Here is an 18739-nt window from a genome sequence, read left to right as displayed (position 1 = left end):
TGTTGAGTGAGGCTTGCCTTACCTATTATGTGATTCGCGACCTCCGCGCCTCTCCCTCCTCGAAGGATTCTCCGTGAACCGTTCCCTCCGGCTGCTCTCCGCCGCCGCGGCGGCCTCCGCCGTCGCCCTCGCGCTCACCGCCTGCAGCGGCTCCCCGACGCCGACCTCGAGCTCGGCCGGCGGCGACGACCTCGCCGGCCAGACCATCACGATCTACAACGCGCAGCACGAGGAGCTCACGAAGTCGTGGACCGACGCGTTCACGAAGGCGACCGGTATCAAGGTCCAGGTGCGCAACGGCGACGACACCGAGATGTCGCAGCAGCTCATCCAGGAGGGCGATCGCTCCCCCGCCGACGTGTTCCTCACCGAGAACTCGCCGTCGATGTCGGCGGTCGAGAAGGCCGGCCTGTTCGCCTCGCCAGGCGATGAGGCTCTGAAGAACGTCCCGACGGAGTACCGCCCGTCCTCGGGCAAGTGGGTGGGCATCGCCGCCCGCTCGACCGTGTTCGCGTACAACACGTCGAAGCTCACCGAGGCGCAGCTGCCGACCTCGCTCATGGATCTCGCCGACCCGTCCTGGAAGGGCCGCTGGGCCGCTTCCCCGTCCGGCGCCGACTTCCAGGCCATCGTCTCCGCCCTCGTGCAGCTCAAGGGAGCCGACGCCGCCGAGACGTGGCTGAAGGCCATGAAGACGAACTCCGTCGCCTACAAGGGCAACTCCACCGCGATGAAGGCCGTGAACGCCGGCGAGATCGACGGCGCCGTCATCTACCACTACTACTGGTTCGGCGACCAGGCGCAGACCGGTGAGAACTCGAAGAACGTGCAGCTGCACTACTTCAAGAACCAGGATCCAGGCGCGTTCGTGTCCGTGTCCGGGGGCGGCGTGCTGAAGTCGAGCAAGCACCAGGCCGCGGCGCAGAAGTTCCTGGCGTTCGTCACCGGTGCGGAGGGCCAGAAGATCCTGCAGACCGGCACCTCGTTCGAGTACCCGGTCGGATCCGGCGTCGCCGCCAACCCGAAGCTCGTGCCGCTCAAGGATCTGCAGGCGCCGACCATCGACCCGGCTACGCTGAACTCCAAGCAGGTCACCGATCTGATGACCCAGGCGGGCCTGCTCTAAGGCGCAGACATCACCACCTCGACGACCACCTCCCGACGGGCGGCCGGAGCGCGACAGCTCCGGCCGCCCCGCGGCGTCTCCCGCGGGGCGGGGTCGTGGGTCGTCATCACGGCCGGCGTCGTGGTCGCAGCGCTCTCGCTGCTGCCGCTTCTGTTCGTGGTCACCACGGCGGCACAGATCGGCTGGGCCGAATCGGCGGCGCTGATCTTCCGGCCGCGCGTCGGCGAGCTGCTCACGAACACCGTTTTGCTCGTCGCGATCACCGTGCCGCTGTGCGCCGTGATCGGGGTCGGCGGCGCCTGGCTCGTGGAGCGCACCTCGCTCGCCGGCGCCGGCGCATGGGGGGCCGTTCTCGCGATGCCTCTGGCGATCCCCGCCTTCGTGAACTCCTACGCGTGGGTCTCGGCGATCCCCTCGCTCGCCGGTCTCGCATCAGGTGTGCTGCTGGCGACGCTGTCGTACTTCCCCCTCGTGTACCTCCCGGTGCGCGCTGCGCTGGCTCGGCTGGATCCCGCTCTGGAGCAGGCCGCCGCGAGTCTCGGCCGCGGCCCGGTACGCGTGTTCTTCGGCACGGTGCTGCCGCAGCTGCGGCTCGCGCTGCTCGGCGGTGCGCTGCTCGTAGGACTCCACCTGCTCAGCGAGTACGGCGCGTTCGCCCTGATCCGGTTCGACACCTTCACGACGGCGATCATGGACCAGTATCGATCCACGTTCAACGGCTCCGCGGGGAGCATGCTCTCCGGCGTGCTGATGCTGCTGTGCTTCGCGCTGCTCCTGCTGGAGAGCCGGGCGCGCGGCCGTGCACGTTACGCGCGGATCGGATCCGGCACTGCCGCCCCACCCCGTCGGATCCGGCTGCGCGGATGGCAGGTACCGGCGCAGGTCGCCCTGCTCGCGCTCGGGATCGCCGCGCTCGGCGTGCCCGCCGTCGTGATCGGCGGATGGCTGGCCTATGGCGGCGCGGCGGTCTGGACGGCGCCCGATCTCGTGCCGACGCTGCTGCAGACCCTGGGGCTCGCGCTGGGTGGCGGCGTGGTCACGGTCATCGCCGCGTTCCCGTTGTCCTGGCTGGCGGTGCGCCGCCCCGGCGTGTTCAGCCGGCTGCTGGAGCGCACGAACTACGTCACGAGCTCCATGCCGGGCATCGTGCTCGCGCTCGCGCTGGTCACCGTCTCGCTCTTCTTCGTGCCGGCCCTGTACCAGACCACCGCGCTGCTGCTCCTCGCGTACGCGCTGCTGTTCCTGCCCCGCGCGCTGGTGCCGCTGCAGGCCGGCATCGCCCAGGCGCCGCAGAGCCTGGAGGAAGCCGCCCAGGCCCTAGGGCGCCGCCCGCTGCGGGCTTTCTGCGGCGTCACCCTTCGCCTGGTGGCACCGGCCACGGCCGCTGCGCTGGCGATGGTGTTCCTCGCCGTGGCCGGAGAGCTGACCGCGACGCTGCTGCTCTCGCCGATCGGCGTGCAGACCCTGGCCACACGGTTCTGGAGCCTGTCGAGCGAGATCGACTTCGCGGGCGCGGCGCCCTACGCGACGCTGCTGATCCTGCTGTCCGCACCCATGACCTACCTGCTGTTCCGGCAGTCCACGGCGCTCTCCACCGCGGACGTGTCTGCCGGCAGCGCCACCATGACATCCGCCCCCACGACCGCGGAGACCGCATGACCGCACACAACCTCGGATCCCTCGGCGCCGTGCCCTCCCCCGGCACGGGCCCGCTGCCCACGGCGCACCTGCAGGTCGGCGGGATCACCGCCTCGTACGGCGGGCACCGTGTGCTGCACGGCGTCGATCTCGCCGTGCAGACCGGCGGTATCACGGCGATCGTCGGCGCGTCGGGATCGGGCAAGACCACCCTGCTGCGGATCATCGCCGGTTTCGAACGCCCCGACGAGGGCGAGGTCGTGCTCGGCTCCGCCACGGTCGTCGGACCCGGGACCTGGGTGCCCGTGCACCGCCGCGACATCGGCTACGTCACGCAGGACGGCGGGCTCTTCCCCCATCTGACGGTCGCGCGCAACATCTCCTTCGGACTGGACGATCTCAGTCGCGCGGACCGGAACCGGCGCGTGGCCGAGCTGCTGGACCTCGTCTCGCTGCCGCACGACGTGGCTGAGCGCCGCCCGGACCAGCTCTCCGGCGGGCAGCAGCAGCGCGTCGCGATCGCCAGGGCGCTCGCTCGCGAGCCCGAGCTGATGCTGCTGGACGAGCCGTTCTCGGCGCTCGACACCGGCCTGCGCGCCGCCACCCGCGAGGCGGTGGCGCGGATTCTGACCGATGCCGGAACGACGACCATCCTCGTCACGCACGACCAGTCCGAGGCGCTGAGCTTCGCCGACCAGGTGGCCGTCATGCGCGACGGGCGTCTGGTGCAGACCGGGCACCCGTTCGTCGTGTACACGCGCCCCGTCGACCGCGGCGTCGCGGAGTTCCTCGGCGACGCGATCGTCCTGGACGCCTGGCTGGACGGATCCCTCGCGTCCTGCGCCCTCGGTTACGTGCCGGTGCGGAATCCTCCGGCACGAGGGCACGTGCAGCTCATGCTGCGCCCCGAGCAGGTGCAGCTCGTCGCCGACTCGCCCATCCGCGCGACCGTGGAGAAGGGCGTGTACTTCGGCGCGGAGTCCTCGGTGCGGATCCACCTGGAACCGCGTCCCGACGCGGATCCCCGACTGTCTGCGGAGCCGCCCACGATCACCATCAGGCACTGGAACGCGGCACTCACCCGTCCCGGCCAGCGCATCGCTCTGCGCGTGGTCGGCGAAGGCGTCGCCTTCCCGGTCTGAGCGCCGCCGCGAGAAGCGTTCTCAGTCGAAGAGCGGCACGAACAGGCTGTGCCAGGTGTCGGGACCCGCGATGCCGTCCGCGGGAGGTGCGAACTTCGCCTGGAAGTCGCGGACCGCTGCGTCCGTCACCGGCCCGAAGACGCCGTCGACCGTGAGCCCAGGGAGCTGACTCTGCAGGGCCATGACGGCCTCCCCCGTGCTGCCGAGCTGGACCGTCATGATCAGGTGGGGCCAGTCGAGCTGCCCGACCGTCGTGCCGATCTCGGTCGAGCGGATCGTCCGCTGGAAGTCCTCCAGCGCCGCCCCGCTCAGCGCGAAGAACGCGCCGTCCGCCGCGATGGTGGCGCCGTGAGCACGCAGCAGATGCTGCGCGGCGAGCACATGGCTGTTGACCGCCTGCACCGCGCCCTCGATCACGAGCGCCCACGGCGACGGGAAGTGATCCGCCATGAGAAACGACCAGGTCTGCCCGCCGACGATCCCGTCGATCGCGAGACCCCAGCTGGCCTGGAACGAGCGCACGCGCGCATCGGTGATCGGGCCGAAACCGCCATCGACGACGAGCGGTGCGGATCCGGGTCCTTCGCGCAGCCCGAAGGACTGCAGCGCGCGCACCGCATCGCCCGTGGAACCGGCCTGGAGCGGCACGACGAGGTGGCGCCAGGTGCGTATTCCGACGACGCCGTCCTGGACGAGGCCGGCGGCGGCCTGCACGGCCTTGACCGCGGCGGTGGTCGCACCGTCGAAGCTCCCCGTGATCGGCACCGCGTGTCCCTGCGCGCTGAGCAGATACTGCAGCGGGGTGACGCGCGAGTCCGACGACGGCTCCTGCAGCGTGCCCCATGGTTCGGTGTTCATCTCATGTCCTCCGGTCGGTCGCGATCGCCGCACTGACGCAGGAGAAGAGCAGCCGGGCGAGCCCCTGATACATCCGGGGGCGGGCGGAACGAAGAACGGGCGCCCCCGAAGGGACGCCCGTTCTTGGTCAGCCGTGGATCAGCGCGCAGCGCTGCCCTCGACCCAGGCCCGAAGGGCCGGCGGCCACCCTGCGACCAGACCAGCACAGTCCTCGCGGACTACGTCGGGATCAGCGCGCAGCGGATCCCTCGACGTAGTCCTCGTCCTGCGACTTCCAGGCGAAGAGCGCACGCAGCTCCTTGCCGGTGGCCTCGATCGGGTGTCCCTGCTCCTTCTCGCGAAGGGCGAGGAACTCGGCCGCGCCGTTGTCCTGGTCCTCGATGAACCGGGTCGCGAAGGCGCCGGACTGGATGTCCGCGAGGACATCCTTCATGCGCTGCTTCACACCGGCGTCGATGATGCGCGGGCCCGAGACGTAGTCGCCGAACTCGGCGGTGTCCGAGATGGACCAGCGCTGCTTGGCGATGCCGCCCTCCCACATCAGGTCGACGATGAGCTTGAGCTCGTGCAGCACCTCGAAGTAGGCGATCTGCGGCTGGTAGCCCGCCTCGGTGAGGGTCTCGAAGCCGGCCTGCACCAGGTGGCTCATGCCACCGCAGAGCACGGCCTGCTCGCCGAAGAGGTCGGTCTCGGTCTCCTCTGTGAAGGTGGTCTTGATGACGCCGGCGCGGGTGCCGCCGATCGCCTTCGCGTACGACAGCGCGGTCGCCCAGGCGGTGCCCGAGGCGTCGCGCTCGACCGCGATGATGTCCGGGATGCCACGGCCGGCCACGAACTCGCGGCGCACCGTGTGACCCGGGGCCTTCGGGGCGATGAGGATCACATCGACGCCCTCGGGGGCATCGATGTAGCCGAAGCGGATATTGAAGCCGTGCGCGAACGCGAGGGTCTTGCCCGCGGCCAGGTTCGGGGCGATCGACTCGCTGTAGATGCCGCGCTGGTGCTGATCCGGCGCGAGGATCATGATGAGGTCGGCCCACTGGGTGGCCTCCGCAACGGTCTTGACGGCGAAGCCGGCCTCGGTCGCCTTGGCGATCGAGGTGGAGCCCTCCTTGAGGGCGATCGCGACCTCGACGCCGCTGTCGCGCAGGTTCATCGCGTGCGCGTGGCCCTGCGAGCCGTAGCCGACGATCGCGACCTTCTTGTTCTGGATGATCGACAGGTCAGCGTCTGCGTCGTAGAAGATCTCGGTGCTCACTGTTGTTTTCTCCTTGTTGGGGTTCTGGATGCCGGGCCCGTCGAGAGCGTCGGGGGCCCGGCAGTGGTTCTGTGTCAGCCGCGCAGCACGCGCTCGGTGATGCTCTTGCCGCCGCGGCCGATCGCGAGCAGGCCCGACTGGGCGAGCTCCTTGATGCCGAACGGCTCGAGCGCCCGCAGCAGGGCGTCGACCTTGCCCTTGTCGCCGGTGACCTCGACCACCAGCGCTTCGGGGGCGTAGTCCACGACGGACGCGCGGAAGAGGTTCACGACCTCCAGCACGTTCGAGCGGGTGTTGTTGTCGGTGCGCACCTTGATGAGCATGTGCTCGCGCTGCACCGACGCGTTCTGCTCCAGCTCGACGATCTTGATGACGTTGATCAGCTTGTTCAGCTGCTTGGTCACCTGCTCGAGCGGGAACTCCTCGACGTCGACGACGACCGTGATCCGGGAGACCCCGGGAACCTCGGTCACGCCCACGGCGAGGGACTCGATGTTGAAGCCCCGGCGCGCGAACAGTCCGGCGACGCGGGTCAGGAGCCCGGGGGTGTCCTCCACCAGGAGGCTCAGCACATGCGTGGACATGATCAGTCCTCCTCATCGAAGGCGGGCGCGTGGTCGCGCGCGTACTGGATGTAGCTGTTGCTGACGCCCTGCGGCACCATCGGCCAGACCATGGCGTCCGCACTGACGACGAAGTCGATCACGACGGGACGGTCGTTCGTCTCGAGGGCGAGCGTGATGGCGGCGTCGATGTCCTCCTCCTTCTCCACCCTGATTCCGAGACATCCGTAAGCCTCGGCGAGCTTGACGAAGTCGGGGATCCGCACCGTGCCGTGCCCGGTGTTCAGGTCGGTGTTCGAGTGGCGGCCCTCGTAGAACAGTGTCTGCCACTGGCGGACCATCCCGAGCGAGGAGTTGTTGATGATCGCGACCTTGATCGGGATCTCGTTGATGACGCAGGTCGCGAGCTCCTGGTTGGTCATCTGGAAGCAGCCGTCGCCGTCGATCGCCCACACCACGCGCTCGGGCTCGGCGACCTTCGCACCCATGGCCGCGGGAACCGCATAGCCCATGGTGCCGGCGCCGCCGGAGTTCAGCCAGGACTTCGGGCGCTCGTACTTGATGAACTGCGCGGCCCACATCTGGTGCTGACCGACGCCGGCGGCGTAGACCGCCTCGGGCCCGGTGAGCTCGCCGATCCGCTGGATCACGTACTGCGGGGACATCAGGCCGTCCTCGGGCTGGGTGTAGCCGAGGGGGAACTCCGCGCGCAGGCCGTCGAGGTAGGCCCACCACTCCTCGATGTCGCCCTTGGCACCGCCGGTGAGGCCGCGGAAAGCCGCTTCGAGGTCGGTGATGACCTCTTTGACGCCGCCCACGATCGGCACGTCGGCGGTGCGGATCTTGGAGATCTCCGCAGGGTCGATGTCGACGTGGACGACCTTGGCGTCCGGCGCGAACAGCTCCGCCTTGCCGGTCACGCGGTCGTCGAACCGGGTGCCGAGCGCCACGAGCAGGTCGGCCTCCTGCAGCGCCAGCACCGCCGGGACGGTGCCGTGCATGCCGGGCATTCCGACGTGCTGCGGGTGCGAGTCGGGGAAGGCGCCGCGCGCCATGAGCGTGGTGACCACGGGAACGCCGGTCAGCTCCGCCAGCGCCAGCAGCTCCTCGGATGCGTTGCCGCGCACGATGCCGCCGCCCACGTACAGCACGGGCTTCTTGGCCTCGGCGAGCAGGGTCGCCGCGGCCTGGATCTGCTTGCCGTGCGCCTTCGTGACCGGACGGTAGCCGGGCAGGTCGTACTTCGGCGGCCACACGAACGGGGCAGAGGCCTTCTGCGCGTCCTTCGTGATGTCCACGAGCACCGGGCCGGGACGGCCGGTGCTGGCGATCTCGAACGCCGCGGCGATCGCGCCCGGGATGTCCTCGGGCTTCTTCACAAGGATGGAGTGCTTGGTCACCGGCATGGTGATGCCGACGATGTCGGCCTCCTGGAACGCGTCCGTGCCCATCAGCGTGGAGAACACCTGACCCGTGATCGCGACGATCGGGATCGAGTCCATGTAGGCGTCGGCGATCGCGGTCACGAGGTTGGTGGCTCCGGGGCCCGACGTCGCGATGGTCACGCCGACCTTCCCGGAAGCGGTGGCGTAGCCCTCCGCGGCGTGCCCGCCGCCCTGCTCGTGACGCACCAGGATGTGCCGAAGCTCGGTGGAGCTCATCAGCGGGTCGTAGACCTCCATGATCGCGCCGCCGGGAATGCCGAACACGTCGGTGACGCCGAGCAGCTCGAGAGAGCGGACGACGGCCTGAGCGCCGGTGAGAACGGGCGCCGCCGCCGGACGGGCGGGCGGACGCGGGACGGCTGGAGCGGTATCAGCGGTCATGAAGGTTCCTTGCGGTGGTGAACGATCGGCGGAAGCGGCGGGACGATGCCCCGTCGCGGACGACATTCCGACCCGGTCCGCGAGAGGCGGAGCGCAGGGGTCGGAGAGATTGGGCTGGAACGCCTCGGGTGCAGCGCGGAGAAGTCGGCTCTGATCCACGACGCAGGCCGTCGTGGTGTGAGCCCGGCTCAGGCGTCTCGACGAGTGCGTCGAGAGCACGAGCCGCGATATCGACCCGATTCAGATCACCATCGCGCCCGGCGGTCTGCGAGACCGCCGGAGCTCTGCGTCCGATCCGGGATCCGGTTGTGCCGATCACGCATCGAACGTGCATCAAGCCTAACGCATGATCGACGATGCTCCCGCCGCCGGGGCGCGCGACCGACGGACGATCGGATCCGTGCTGCGCGCGCATGGAAGCAGTCTATTGCGCGGTCGCTCTGGCGTCGGCCAGGGCGTCGAGCAGCACGGCGAACGCCGCCGGATCCGCGACCCGCAGCGCCGCCGCCGTCTCGCCCGCCCCGATCCGAACACCCAGGTCGGCACCGCCGAGGGTGCGCATGCCGTCCTCGTCCGTCACGTCGTCGCCGGCGAACAGCACCGCGGTCGCGCCGACGTGCTCGCGCAGCCGGTCCAGCGCCGCGTCCTTGCCCTCGGCCCTCCAGGAGTACTCGCGCAGGTGGTGCCCCGTGCGCCGCCGCCAGGAGGGGATCCGGTCGGCGGCCCACTTCTCGACGCGCACGAAGGCCAGCTCCTCCTGTCCGGGGGTCGCGGTGCGGGTGTGCACGCCGAAGCCGAACGTCTTCGGCTCGTGCACGACGCCGTCCAGATCCCCGATCAGCGCACGCATCTCGTCGATGATCTCGGCACGGTCGGCAGGCTCGGTGGAGAGGTCGGTCTCCTCCCCGGTGTCAGGGAACCAGAACTGCGCCCCGTGGGATCCGGCGAGCAGAATCCGGGATCCGTCCTGGTGCTCCGTGATCTCGCGCAGGTCGTGCAGGCTCCGACCGGACGCGTACGCCACGAACGTCTCCGGCAGCGCGACGAGACGGTTCACCGCGGTCACGGCCGCAGGCAGCGCTCTCGCGGCCATCGGGTCGACCACGTGCGGCGAGACCGTGCCGTCGAAGTCGAGCGCGACCAGCAGGCGCGGGGTGCGTGCGATCTCGGCGAGAGCGGGATCGGTCTCGGCGGCGGTCCAGTCGCGGGTCATCGTGCGCTCCGTACGTTCTCGAGGGCCGCGAGGAAGTCCCGCGACCAGGCGTTCACATCGTTCTCCAGCACCCGCTTGCGCAGCGCCCTCATCCGGCGCGCCTGCTCTCGCGGCGGCATCTCGACGGCCTGCATGATCGCGTCCTTGAGCCCGTCGATGTCGTGCGGGTTGACCAGGATCGCCTGGCGCAGTTCGTCGGCGGCCCCGGTGAACTCGCTCAGCACGAGCACGCCGCGGTGATCTCCGCGGGCGGCGACGTACTCCTTGGCGACGAGGTTCATGCCGTCGCGAAGGGCGGTGACGAGCATCACATCGGCGGCGAGGTAGAGGGCGACCATCTCCTCACGTGGGAAGCCCTGGTGCAGGTAGCGGATCGCGGTGTGCTCCATGGTGTCGCGATCGCCGTTGATCCGCGCGACGGCGAGCTCTATCTCGTCGCGCAGCTGCACGTAGGCGTCCACCCGCTCCCGACTGGGGCTCGCGACCTGCACCAGCGTGACGTCTTCGACCGAGAGCCGGGCCTGATCCAGCAGCTCCCCGAAGGCCTTGATGCGGTGCCGGATCCCCTTGGTGTAGTCGAGCCGGTCGACACCGAGCAGGATCTTGCGCGGATTGCCGAGCCCCTCGCGGATCTCGGCCGCACGGGCACGGACGTCGGGGCGGGCCGCGAGCTCGGTGTACGGCGTGGTGTCGATCGAGATCGGGAACGCGCGCGCGACAGTCGTTCGCGGGCCGCCCCACGGGACGGAGACCGTGGATCCCTTCACCTCGAGACGCAGCCTGCGGCGCACGGCGGCGAGGAAGTTGGTCGCGTCCTGTGCACGCTGGAAGCCGACGACATCGGCCCCGAGCAGGCCCTGCAGCACCTGATCCCGCCAGGGCAGCTGCGCATACAGCCCGTGCGCCGGGAACGGGATGTGATGGAAGTAGCCGATCGTGAGGTCGGGTCGCAGTTCACGCAGGAAGGCCGGCACGAGCTGCAGCTGGTAGTCGTGCACCCAGACCGTGCCGCCCTGCGACACGGCGCGCGCCGCCCGCTCGGCGAATCGGCGGTTCACCCGCACGTAGGCGTCCCACCACTCGCGATGGAACTGCGGTGGCGCGATCACATCGTGATAGAGCGGCCAGATCGTGTCGTTCGCGAAGCCCTCGTAGTACTCCTCGACCTCCTGCGCGGACAACGTCACCGGCAGCAGCAGGATGCCGTCCTCGACGAACGGCTTGAGCTCGAGATCGGACTGACCCGCCCAGCCGACCCAGGCGCCGTCCACCGCCTGCATGACGGGTTCGAGCGCGGCGACGAGACCACCCGGAGAGCGTCGCCAGACCTCGGCGCCGTCAGGTCCTTGCACGCGGTCGACCGGCAGCCGATTCGCGACGATCACGAACGAGGCGGTGGGGGTGGACGAAGTCATGGGAACGCTCCTCACGGCAGCGGGGATGCCTCCTCCAGGCTAGTCACCGGCGTGGCCCGACGTCGTTCAGGTCAGGACGCCGTGCGTCCGCCCCGTGCCAGCACGGCGTTCACGACACCGGCGAGCAGCACCAGGCCCGCCGCGAACACCGGCAGCAGCAGCGACGCCTGGGCCCCGGAGGCGTCGGCGACCTGCCCGGTCGCCACTGCGCCGATGGCCTGCCCGACGACCATCGCGGATCCGAGCATCGTCATGACCGTGGCCGATCGGTCCGCAGGCCCGAACGCCGCGCCGAGGCTGAACTGGGTGACCAGGGTCGGGCCGATGCCGCACCCCATCACGGCGAGGGCGACGAGCATGCCCATCGGGTCCCTCACCCCGAGCAGGATCAGGCTGCCCCCGAACAGGATCCCCGCGAACAGCAGCCAGCGGGCCGGCAGGCTGAACCGCGCCGGCAGGAACGCGACGCTGAGCGCCAGGATCGCGGATCCCACCCCGAGCGCCCCGTACAGCAGGCCCGCTTCCTCCGGCCGTCCGTGCTCGGTCATGAACGCCGTGAGCGAGGTGAGCATCGCGCCGAAGAACACGCCGACGCCGAGCATGCCCGCCACGACGATGAGCAGTCGGGGCCGGAACAGCTCCGAGACCTTCGAGCTGGCGCGGCCGTCGGCGCCGCGCTGCGCCGACACGTGCGCACCGGTCGGGTGCAGGGCGAACGCGCCCACGAAGACGAGGATGAGCGCGGCCGCGATCACGAGCGGCATCCACGGCGCGATCGCGGTGGCCAGCACGCCGACCAGGAACGGGCCGAACACGAACACGGTCTCATCGGCCGCGGATTCGTACGACATCGTCGACGAGGTGGTGCGCGCTCGGCGCTCGGCCGGCACGCGCTCGGCGATGATCGTGACCAGGCGCGACCGCGACATCGGGGAGACCTGCGGAGCGGTGGCGCCGATCGCGAAAGCGCTCAGCAGCACGAACGGCTCGGCGGCCGAGGAGTACACGACGAGGGTGAAGCCCACGAGGGCCACCGCGTTGGCGACGGCGACGACGGCGAGCACGATCCGCTGCCCGCGGCGGTCGGCGGCGGCGCCCAGGAGCGGACCGAAGCAGGCGGTGCCGATGCCGACGGCAGCGGACGTGAGCCCGCCGAGTGCCACCGACTCGCGTGCGGCGACGACGACGGTCAGCACGCCGACGACCATCATCGCGAACGGAAGACGGGCGATGAAGGCGATGACGAAGTAGGACAGCCCCACCCGGCGGAGCAGGCTCGGAGCGGCGGGGACGGACGAGGTGTGCGAAGAGGTCATTGCGGAACAGGTCTCTGGCGTCGCCGCACGAGGGGGACGCAGTCAGGTGCCGCCGCTTTCCGCCGGAAGAGCCGGCGGCCGGTAATGCACTACGGTGATCGGCCCAGTGTACCGAGCCGGACGACCTTCGGGGCGGCGGATCCCGCGGGTCCCGATCGACGCTGGTTAGACTCGGTCGCATGCGCAACTACCTCTTCGCGAGCGGCCTGTTCAGCGCGATCACGAGCGGGATCACGCTGCTGCGCGGCACCCGCGACGCACCGATCACGTGGCGCGCCGTGCTGGCGTGGCTGAGCTGGGGCATCACCATCGCCCTGGCCGTCGGGGCGATCGTCGACTTCCGTCGCGACGAGCGCGGCGAGGACGTCTCGTACGACTCCCCCGTCGCTCCGGTGCAGTACAAGCGCGCGAAGAAGGAGCTGAAGGCCGAGCTCAAGGCGCAGCGCAAGGCGGGCAAGGCCTGACCACTCCGGCGCAACGACCACGGCGCCGGGACGAAAGCGCGCCGGGAGGGGTCGGCTCGGGTCGGACGGTGCGTCAGACCAGATCGATCTGGTAGTGGATGAAGCCGCTGCGCTCGGCGACACGGTCATACAGACCTCGCGCTGTGGCGTTGCTCTCCGCGGTCAGCCAGTAGAGCTTGTCGCTGCCGGCGGCGCGCGCCGCGTCGGTCACGTGCGCGATGAGGGCGCGCCCGACACCGCTTCCGCGCACGGAGGGATCCACGAAGAGGTCCTCGAGGTACGTGTATCCGGTCTTCGACCACGTCGCCGGGTGCGCGAACCAGTGCACGATCCCGACCGCGCGGCCGTCGTCGTCGCGGGCGATCGCGCCGTGGATGGCGCCCGCAGGATCGACGATCCTCGCGAACGTCGATGCCGTGATGTCGTCGGCGAGCGCGGACTCGTAGAACGTCAGGTACGCCTGCCAGAGCGGCAGCCAGTCGTCGCGGTCCGCCGCCGTCAGAGCCTGGATCGTCGTCATGCGCCGATCCTAGGCGTTTGTGGCCGTCGGGCGAGCACGACCGAAGGCCGAGCGAGACGAAACGCGGGCTGTGGCGTGTGCCCCTGCGTCTCGTCTCGGTCGCGCAAGCGCGTCCTCGCTCAACGACCCCGAAAGGGTTCCTGTCAGCGTGTGAGGATGAGCGCCTCGCCCTGACCGCCACCGCCGCACAGCGCGACCACCGCCGTTCCGGATCCGCGGCGCACCAGCTCGTGCGCCATGTGCACGGCCAGTCGGTTTCCGCTCGCCCCGATCGGGTGCCCGATCGCGATGCCGCCGCCGTGCACGTTGACGATCTCCGGATCCAGTCCGAGCGCGGCCTCGGAGCGCGCCACCACGGCGCCGAAGGCCTCGTTGATCTCGACCAGATCCAGATCCGCCGCCGTGAGGCCCTGCTTGTCCAGGGCCCGCTGGATCGCGTTCGCAGGCTGCTCCTGCAGGGAGTTGTCGGGCCCGGCGGTCTGTCCGCTCGCGCCGACCGCGACGAGCACGGGCCAGCCCTTGGCCTCGGCGTTGCCGCGCGTGGTGACGATGACCGCCGAGGCGCCGTCCGAGATCTGCGAGGAGTTGCCCGCCGTGATGGAGCCGCCCTCGGCGAACGCCGGGCGGAGGCCGGCGAGCGTCTCGACCGTCGTCTCCGGACGGATGCCCTCGTCCGCTGTCAGGATCACCGGCTCACCGCGGCGCTGCGGCACGCTGACCGGCACGATCTCCGCGTCGAACACTCCCCCGTCCCTGGCCGCGGCCGCGCGCTGGTGCGACCGCGCCGCGACCTCGTCCTGCGCCTCGCGGGTGAGGCCGAACCGCGGGTTGTGCCGTTCGGTCGATGCCCCCATGCTCTCCTTGTCGTAGGCGTCCGTGAGACCGTCGTACGCCATGTGGTCGAGCACCTCGACGGATCCGTAGGTCCAGCCGTCGCGGGAGCCCATCATCAGGTGAGGAGCCCGCGTCATCGATTCCATGCCGGCCGCGACCACGGTGCGGGCGTCTCCGGTGCGGATCATCCGTGCGGCATCGATGATCGCGGTGAGGCCCGACAGGCACACCTTGTTGACGGAGTGCGAGGGCACATCCCACCCGATGCCCGCCCCGATCGCTGCCTGCCGCGCGGCGTTCTGCCCCGACCCCGCTGCGAGCACCTGTCCGACGATGACGGCGTCGATCTCGGCCGGGTCGACGCCGCCCTGCTCGAGCGCGCCACGGATCGCGAACGATCCCAGCTGCGGCGCGGTGAAGGAGGCCAGCTGACCCTTGAGACGCCCCTGCGGGGTGCGCGCCGCCGCGATGATGACGATGTCGTCTGCACTCATGATCACTCCAGTCCTTCCGCGATCAGCAGCGTCGGCTGGGTCGCATCCTTCACATCCTGCACGCTCACCCCGGGGGCGAGCTCGACGAGCCGCAGGCCCTCGGGCGTGACGTCGATCACGGCCAGATCCGTGATGATCCTGTGCACCACCGCGCGACCCGTGAGCGGCAGGGAGCACTCGTCCACGATCTTCGCGGTGCCGTCGCGGGCGACGTGCTCCATGAGCACGATCACGCGTCCCGCCCCGTGCACGAGATCCATCGCGCCGCCCGGACCCTTGACCATCTTCCCGGGGATCATCCAGTTCGCGAGATCGCCGGTCGCGCTCACCTGCATCGCTCCGAGGATCGCGGCGTCGATCTTGCCGCCGCGGATCATGCCGAAGCTGAGACCGGAGTCGAAGAACGCCGCACCGGGCAGCGTGGTGACGGTCTCCTTGCCGGCGTTGATGAGGTCGGGGTCGACCGCATCCTCCGCGGGGTAGGGCCCGACGCCGAGGATGCCGTTCTCGGACTGCAGCACGAGGGTCACGCCCTCGGGCACGTAGTTGGGCACGAGTGTGGGCAACCCGATGCCGAGGTTCACGTAGGAGCCGTCGGACAGCTCGCGAGCGGCGCGCGCCGCCATCTCGTCGCGTGTGAGCGCCATGTCAGGCCTCCCCGTTCCCGGAACCGGTCGAAGGGCGCACCGTGCGCCGCTCGATGCGCTTCTCGATGTCGGATCCGACCTCGACCACACGGTGCACGAACACGCCGGGCAGGTGCACCTGGTCCGGGTCCAGCTCCCCCGGCTCGACGAGCCGCTCGACCTGCGCGATGCAGATACGGCCGGCCATCGCGGCGAGCGGGTTGAAGTTGCGCGCGGCCTTGTTGAAGATCAGGTTCCCGTGCCGGTCGCCGAGCGCCGCGTGCACGAGGGCGAAATCGGTGGTGATCGCCTCTTCGAGCACGAACTCACGGCGCTGCCCGTGCATCTCGAACGTGCGCACGTCCTTGGCCGGCGACGCGATCGCGATCGCCCCGTCGGCGGCGTAGCGCCGCGGCAGGCCGCCCTCGGCGACCTGGGTGCCGACGCCGGTCTGGGTGTAGAAGGCGGCGATCCCGGATCCGCCGGCGCGCAGCTTCTCGGCGAGCGTGCCCTGCGGCGTCAGTTCGAGTTCCAGCTCGCCGGAGAGGAACTGACGCTCGAACTCCTTGTTCTCCCCCACGTACGACGAGGTCATCTTGCGGATCCGCTGCGCACCCAGCAGCAGTCCCAGCCCCCAGTCGTCGACGCCGCAGTTGTTGCTCACCACGCTGAGCCCCGAGGTGCCCTGCTCCAGCAGTGCCTGGATGAGGGCGCTGGGATTGCCGGAGAGCCCGAACCCGCCGACGGCGAGCGAAGCGCCGTCCGGGATGTCGGCCACCGCGTCCGCCGCGGAAGCCCATTGCTTGTCGATCACTCGCCACTCCTTCGTGTGGGATACGACTCCCACTCTGCGCCGGAGCGGGAAGCGGTTCAAGCCCGTGCTTGCGATGTGGGCGCGGCCGTCGGTAGCGTCCACATCATGGAACAGGTGACCTCGGCAAGACGAACAGTCCCCGGAGCGCAGGCGATCGCGCGCGCCGCGGAACTGCTCCGCCTGGTCACCGCGTCGCCGGACGGCGCCGCACTGCAGCGCCTCGCGGAGACCTCGGGTCTCAGCCGCTCGACCGTGCACCGGCTGCTCTCCGCCCTGCGCGCGGAGGGGCTCGTCGACCAGGATCCGCAGACCGCGCGCTGGATGCCCGGTCCCGAGCTCTACCTCATGGGAACAGTGGCCGCTGCGCGCTACGACATCACCGAGCTCGCCCGCGACATCGTGCGGTCGCTGGCCGTGAAGACCGAGGAGAGCGCGTTCCTCTCGGTGCGCAGGGCGGACGAGACCGTCTGCCTGCTGCGCGAGGAAGGAGCGTTCCCCATCCGCTCCTTCGTCCTCAGCGAGGGCGTGCGATTCCCGCTCGGCGTCGCCAGTGCCGGACTCGCGATCCTGTCCTTCCTTCCTGACCACGATGTGGATGCGTACCTGGGACGACATCCCGAGCTCGGCGAGCGCTGGGGTCGCACGCACGCCCCCGCACCGCTGCGCCGCCGCCTGGCCGAGACCAAGGCCCGGGGGTACGCGGTCAATCCCGGCCTCATCGTCGAGGGCAGCTGGGGCATGGGGGCCGCCGTGTTCGATCGCGACGGGCGCCCGGAATGGGCCTTGAGCCTGACCGGGGTCGAGTTCCGCTTCGGCCCGGACCGCCTGCCGATGCTCGGGCGCACGCTGCTCGCGCATGCGCATCAGCTCTCCGCCCGGATCGCCGGCCGCGCCGCACGCTGAGCGCCCGGGCGTCGCACTCCTTGCCATTTACATACCATCAGTTATATACTTCAGTTATGAATCACGGCGAGATCCTGCAGTCGATCGTGTTCTCGACGCACGCGCTCACCCGCATCGCCGCACAGGAGGCCGGAAACGACGCTCCTGCGGCGCAGTGGCGGGCACTGAGTCTGCTCGACGGGCAGAACGGGCAGCGTGTGGGAGAGCTCGCGAAGGCGAGCCGCACCACGCAGCCCGGCATGACCCGGATGCTCGGGCAACTCGAGCACGAGGGCCTCGTCCTGCGCTCCGCCGATCCCGAGGACTCCCGGGCCACCGTCGTGACGATCACGGCGGAGGGGCGCACCGCCCTGCACGCCTGGCGCGACGAGATCCAGCGCATCCTCGCTCCGCGATTCAGCGACCTCGACGACTCCGACTGGGAGCATCTCTCCCGCGCCGCCGAGATCCTGCACACGCATTCACTTCTGGAAGGGACAGCACGTTGAGTACCACCGGCTCCTCGGTATCGATCTGGAGACAGCCCGCACAGGTGTGGGCGGTCGCCTTCGCCTGCGTCGTGGCGTTCATGGGCATCGGATTGGTCGACCCGATCCTCCCCGCGATCGCCGCATCGCTGAAGGCGACCCCGGTGCAGACCGAGCTGCTGTTCACCAGCTATCTGCTCGTCACCGGTGTCGCGATGCTCTTCACGAGCTGGATCTCCAGCCGCATCGGAGCCAAGGCCACCCTGTTGATCGGCCTCGCACTCATCGTCGTCTTCGCGCTCTTCTGCGCGTTGAGCGGCAGCGTCGACGCGATCATCGGCTTCCGCGCCGGCTGGGGCCTCGGCAACGCGCTGTTCATCTCCACGGCACTCGCGACGATCGTCGGTGCGGCCAGTGGCGGCTCCAGCGCCGCGATCATCCTCTACGAGGCCGCCCTGGGCCTCGGCATCGCGATCGGACCGCTGCTCGGCGGACTCCTCGGCGAGGTCGCCTGGCAGGGACCCTTCTTCGGTGTCGTGGCGCTGATGGCCATCGGCTTCATCGCCGTGCTCACCCTGCTGCGCGGGCCGTTCGAGAAGCGCGAGCCGGTGCCGTTCTCCGCGCCGTTCAAGGCGCTCGGTCGGCCCGCGCTGGGCGTGCTGGCGGTGGCCGCGCTGTTCTACAACATCGGGTTCTTCGTCCTGCTCGCCTTCTCGCCTTTCCCGCTCGGCTTCAGCGCGATCGGGATCGGCCTGACGTTCTTCGGCTGGGGCATCGCCCTGGCGGTCACGAGCGTCTGGGTGGCGCCCATCCTGCTGCGCCGGATGCCGATCACGCGGATCATCCTGTTCGTGCTCCCGCTGCTGGCGATCGATCTGATCGTGGCCGGAATCCTCGTGGCGATCCCGATGGCCCTCGTGATCTGCATCATCGTCGGCGGTCTGCTGCTCGGCATCATGAACACCGTGCTCACCGAGGCCGTCATGGAGGCGACCGATCTGCCGCGCTCGGTCGCGTCCTCGGCCTACTCCGCGGTGCGCTTCATCGGCGGCGCCGTGGCCCCTCCCCTGGCGGCGCTCCTGTCGCACCTCTGGGGAGACACCGTGCCCTACCTGTTCGCCGGGGTCTCGGTGCTCATCGCCGCGCTCGTGGTGCTCTTCGGCCGTCGTGCGCTCGCGCACATCGACCGCGGCTCGCACGACGCCGCGGAGGATGCGGAGGCGATCCTCATCGGCGACGCCGCCTGAGGGTCCGCACCCGAC

At 70.0% G+C, this 18739-nt stretch carries 18 protein-coding genes; 7 read left to right on the top strand and 11 right to left on the bottom strand.

Annotated features, from left to right (window positions below; translation table 11 throughout):
• The first annotated feature begins 73 nt into the window (after window positions 1–73).
• The 3 genes from LXM50_RS03195 to LXM50_RS03185 are packed head-to-tail and all read left to right on the top strand — an operon-like array spanning window position 74 to window position 3906.
• Complete coding sequence (locus LXM50_RS03195) at window positions 74–1126, top strand: iron ABC transporter substrate-binding protein (RefSeq protein WP_233309769.1); 1053 nt, start codon at window positions 74–76, stop codon at window positions 1124–1126.
• A gap of 9 nt (window positions 1127–1135) precedes the next feature.
• Window positions 1136–2785, top strand: a complete 1650-nt coding sequence (locus LXM50_RS03190; protein WP_374107800.1) for an ABC transporter permease — start codon at window positions 1136–1138, stop codon at window positions 2783–2785.
• Window positions 2782–3906 carry an ABC transporter ATP-binding protein gene (locus tag LXM50_RS03185; protein WP_233309766.1) on the top strand — a complete coding sequence of 375 codons (1125 nt, stop codon included), beginning with the start codon at window positions 2782–2784 and terminating at the stop codon, window positions 3904–3906. The genes LXM50_RS03190 and LXM50_RS03185 overlap by 4 nt, the downstream gene beginning before the upstream one ends.
• 21 nt (window positions 3907–3927) lie before the next feature.
• Here LXM50_RS03185 and LXM50_RS03180 read toward each other — a convergent pair whose 3' ends face one another.
• From LXM50_RS03180 to LXM50_RS03150, 7 genes are all read right to left on the bottom strand, one after another.
• On the bottom strand, window positions 3928–4764 hold the full coding sequence (locus tag LXM50_RS03180) for a peptidoglycan-binding protein (RefSeq protein WP_233309764.1): 837 nt from the start codon (window positions 4762–4764) through the stop codon (window positions 3928–3930).
• 229 nt (window positions 4765–4993) lie between these two features.
• Window positions 4994–6022, bottom strand: coding sequence for a ketol-acid reductoisomerase (gene ilvC, locus LXM50_RS03175; RefSeq protein WP_233309762.1), 1029 nt, complete (start codon window positions 6020–6022; stop codon window positions 4994–4996).
• 74 nt (window positions 6023–6096) lie between these two features.
• Entirely contained in the window at window positions 6097–6606 is a 510-nt protein-coding gene (gene ilvN / locus LXM50_RS03170) for an acetolactate synthase small subunit (RefSeq protein ID WP_233309760.1), read from the bottom strand.
• A gap of 2 nt (window positions 6607–6608) precedes the next feature.
• Window positions 6609–8411 (bottom strand): acetolactate synthase large subunit, encoded by a 1803-nt coding sequence (locus LXM50_RS03165; protein WP_233309759.1) that lies wholly within the window; start codon window positions 8409–8411, stop codon window positions 6609–6611.
• A gap of 424 nt (window positions 8412–8835) precedes the next feature.
• Window positions 8836–9624, bottom strand: coding sequence for a trehalose-phosphatase (gene otsB / locus LXM50_RS03160; RefSeq protein ID WP_233309757.1), 789 nt, complete (start codon window positions 9622–9624; stop codon window positions 8836–8838).
• Window positions 9621–11039, bottom strand: coding sequence for a trehalose-6-phosphate synthase (locus LXM50_RS03155; RefSeq protein ID WP_233309755.1), 1419 nt, complete (start codon window positions 11037–11039; stop codon window positions 9621–9623). Before LXM50_RS03155 ends, otsB begins: the two co-directional genes overlap by 4 nt.
• 71 nt (window positions 11040–11110) lie before the next feature.
• A complete protein-coding gene (locus LXM50_RS03150) occupies window positions 11111–12355 on the bottom strand; it encodes an MFS transporter (RefSeq protein ID WP_233309752.1) in 1245 nt (414 codons plus the stop codon).
• A 179-nt stretch (window positions 12356–12534) separates the two neighbouring features.
• On the opposite strand from LXM50_RS03150, the gene LXM50_RS03145 reads away from it, so the two are divergent.
• Entirely contained in the window at window positions 12535–12819 is a 285-nt protein-coding gene (locus tag LXM50_RS03145) for a hypothetical protein (RefSeq protein WP_233309751.1), read from the top strand.
• A 73-nt stretch (window positions 12820–12892) separates the two neighbouring features.
• Here the strand turns inward: LXM50_RS03145 and LXM50_RS03140 are convergent, their stop codons facing one another.
• From LXM50_RS03140 to LXM50_RS03125, 4 genes are all read right to left on the bottom strand, one after another.
• Window positions 12893–13339, bottom strand: coding sequence for a GNAT family N-acetyltransferase (locus LXM50_RS03140; RefSeq protein WP_233309749.1), 447 nt, complete (start codon window positions 13337–13339; stop codon window positions 12893–12895).
• Between the two features lie 143 nt (window positions 13340–13482).
• Entirely contained in the window at window positions 13483–14667 is a 1185-nt protein-coding gene (locus LXM50_RS03135) for an acetyl-CoA C-acetyltransferase (protein ID WP_233309747.1), read from the bottom strand.
• Between the two features lie 2 nt (window positions 14668–14669).
• A complete protein-coding gene (locus tag LXM50_RS03130) occupies window positions 14670–15314 on the bottom strand; it encodes a 3-oxoacid CoA-transferase subunit B (RefSeq protein WP_233309746.1) in 645 nt (214 codons plus the stop codon).
• A gap of 1 nt (window position 15315) precedes the next feature.
• Window positions 15316–16107, bottom strand: coding sequence for a CoA transferase subunit A (locus LXM50_RS03125; RefSeq protein WP_233309745.1), 792 nt, complete (start codon window positions 16105–16107; stop codon window positions 15316–15318).
• A 105-nt stretch (window positions 16108–16212) separates the two neighbouring features.
• Here LXM50_RS03125 and LXM50_RS03120 point away from each other — a divergent pair, with 105 nt between their 5' ends.
• The 3 genes from LXM50_RS03120 to LXM50_RS03110 are packed head-to-tail and all read left to right on the top strand — an operon-like array spanning window position 16213 to window position 18724.
• A complete protein-coding gene (locus LXM50_RS03120) occupies window positions 16213–17010 on the top strand; it encodes an IclR family transcriptional regulator (protein WP_233309743.1) in 798 nt (265 codons plus the stop codon).
• Between the two features lie 56 nt (window positions 17011–17066).
• Entirely contained in the window at window positions 17067–17498 is a 432-nt protein-coding gene (locus tag LXM50_RS03115) for a MarR family winged helix-turn-helix transcriptional regulator (protein WP_233309741.1), read from the top strand.
• Window positions 17495–18724 (top strand): MFS transporter, encoded by a 1230-nt coding sequence (locus LXM50_RS03110; protein ID WP_233309739.1) that lies wholly within the window; start codon window positions 17495–17497, stop codon window positions 18722–18724. The genes LXM50_RS03115 and LXM50_RS03110 overlap by 4 nt, the downstream gene beginning before the upstream one ends.
• The last annotated feature ends 15 nt before the right edge of the window (window positions 18725–18739 follow it).

This window comes from Microbacterium sp. Au-Mic1 (genome assembly GCF_021341785.1).
In the GTDB taxonomy this organism is placed as follows: domain Bacteria; phylum Actinomycetota; class Actinomycetes; order Actinomycetales; family Microbacteriaceae; genus Microbacterium.
Note: the sequence above shows the minus strand (reverse complement) of the source record. Positions and strands in the feature narration are given on the sequence as shown.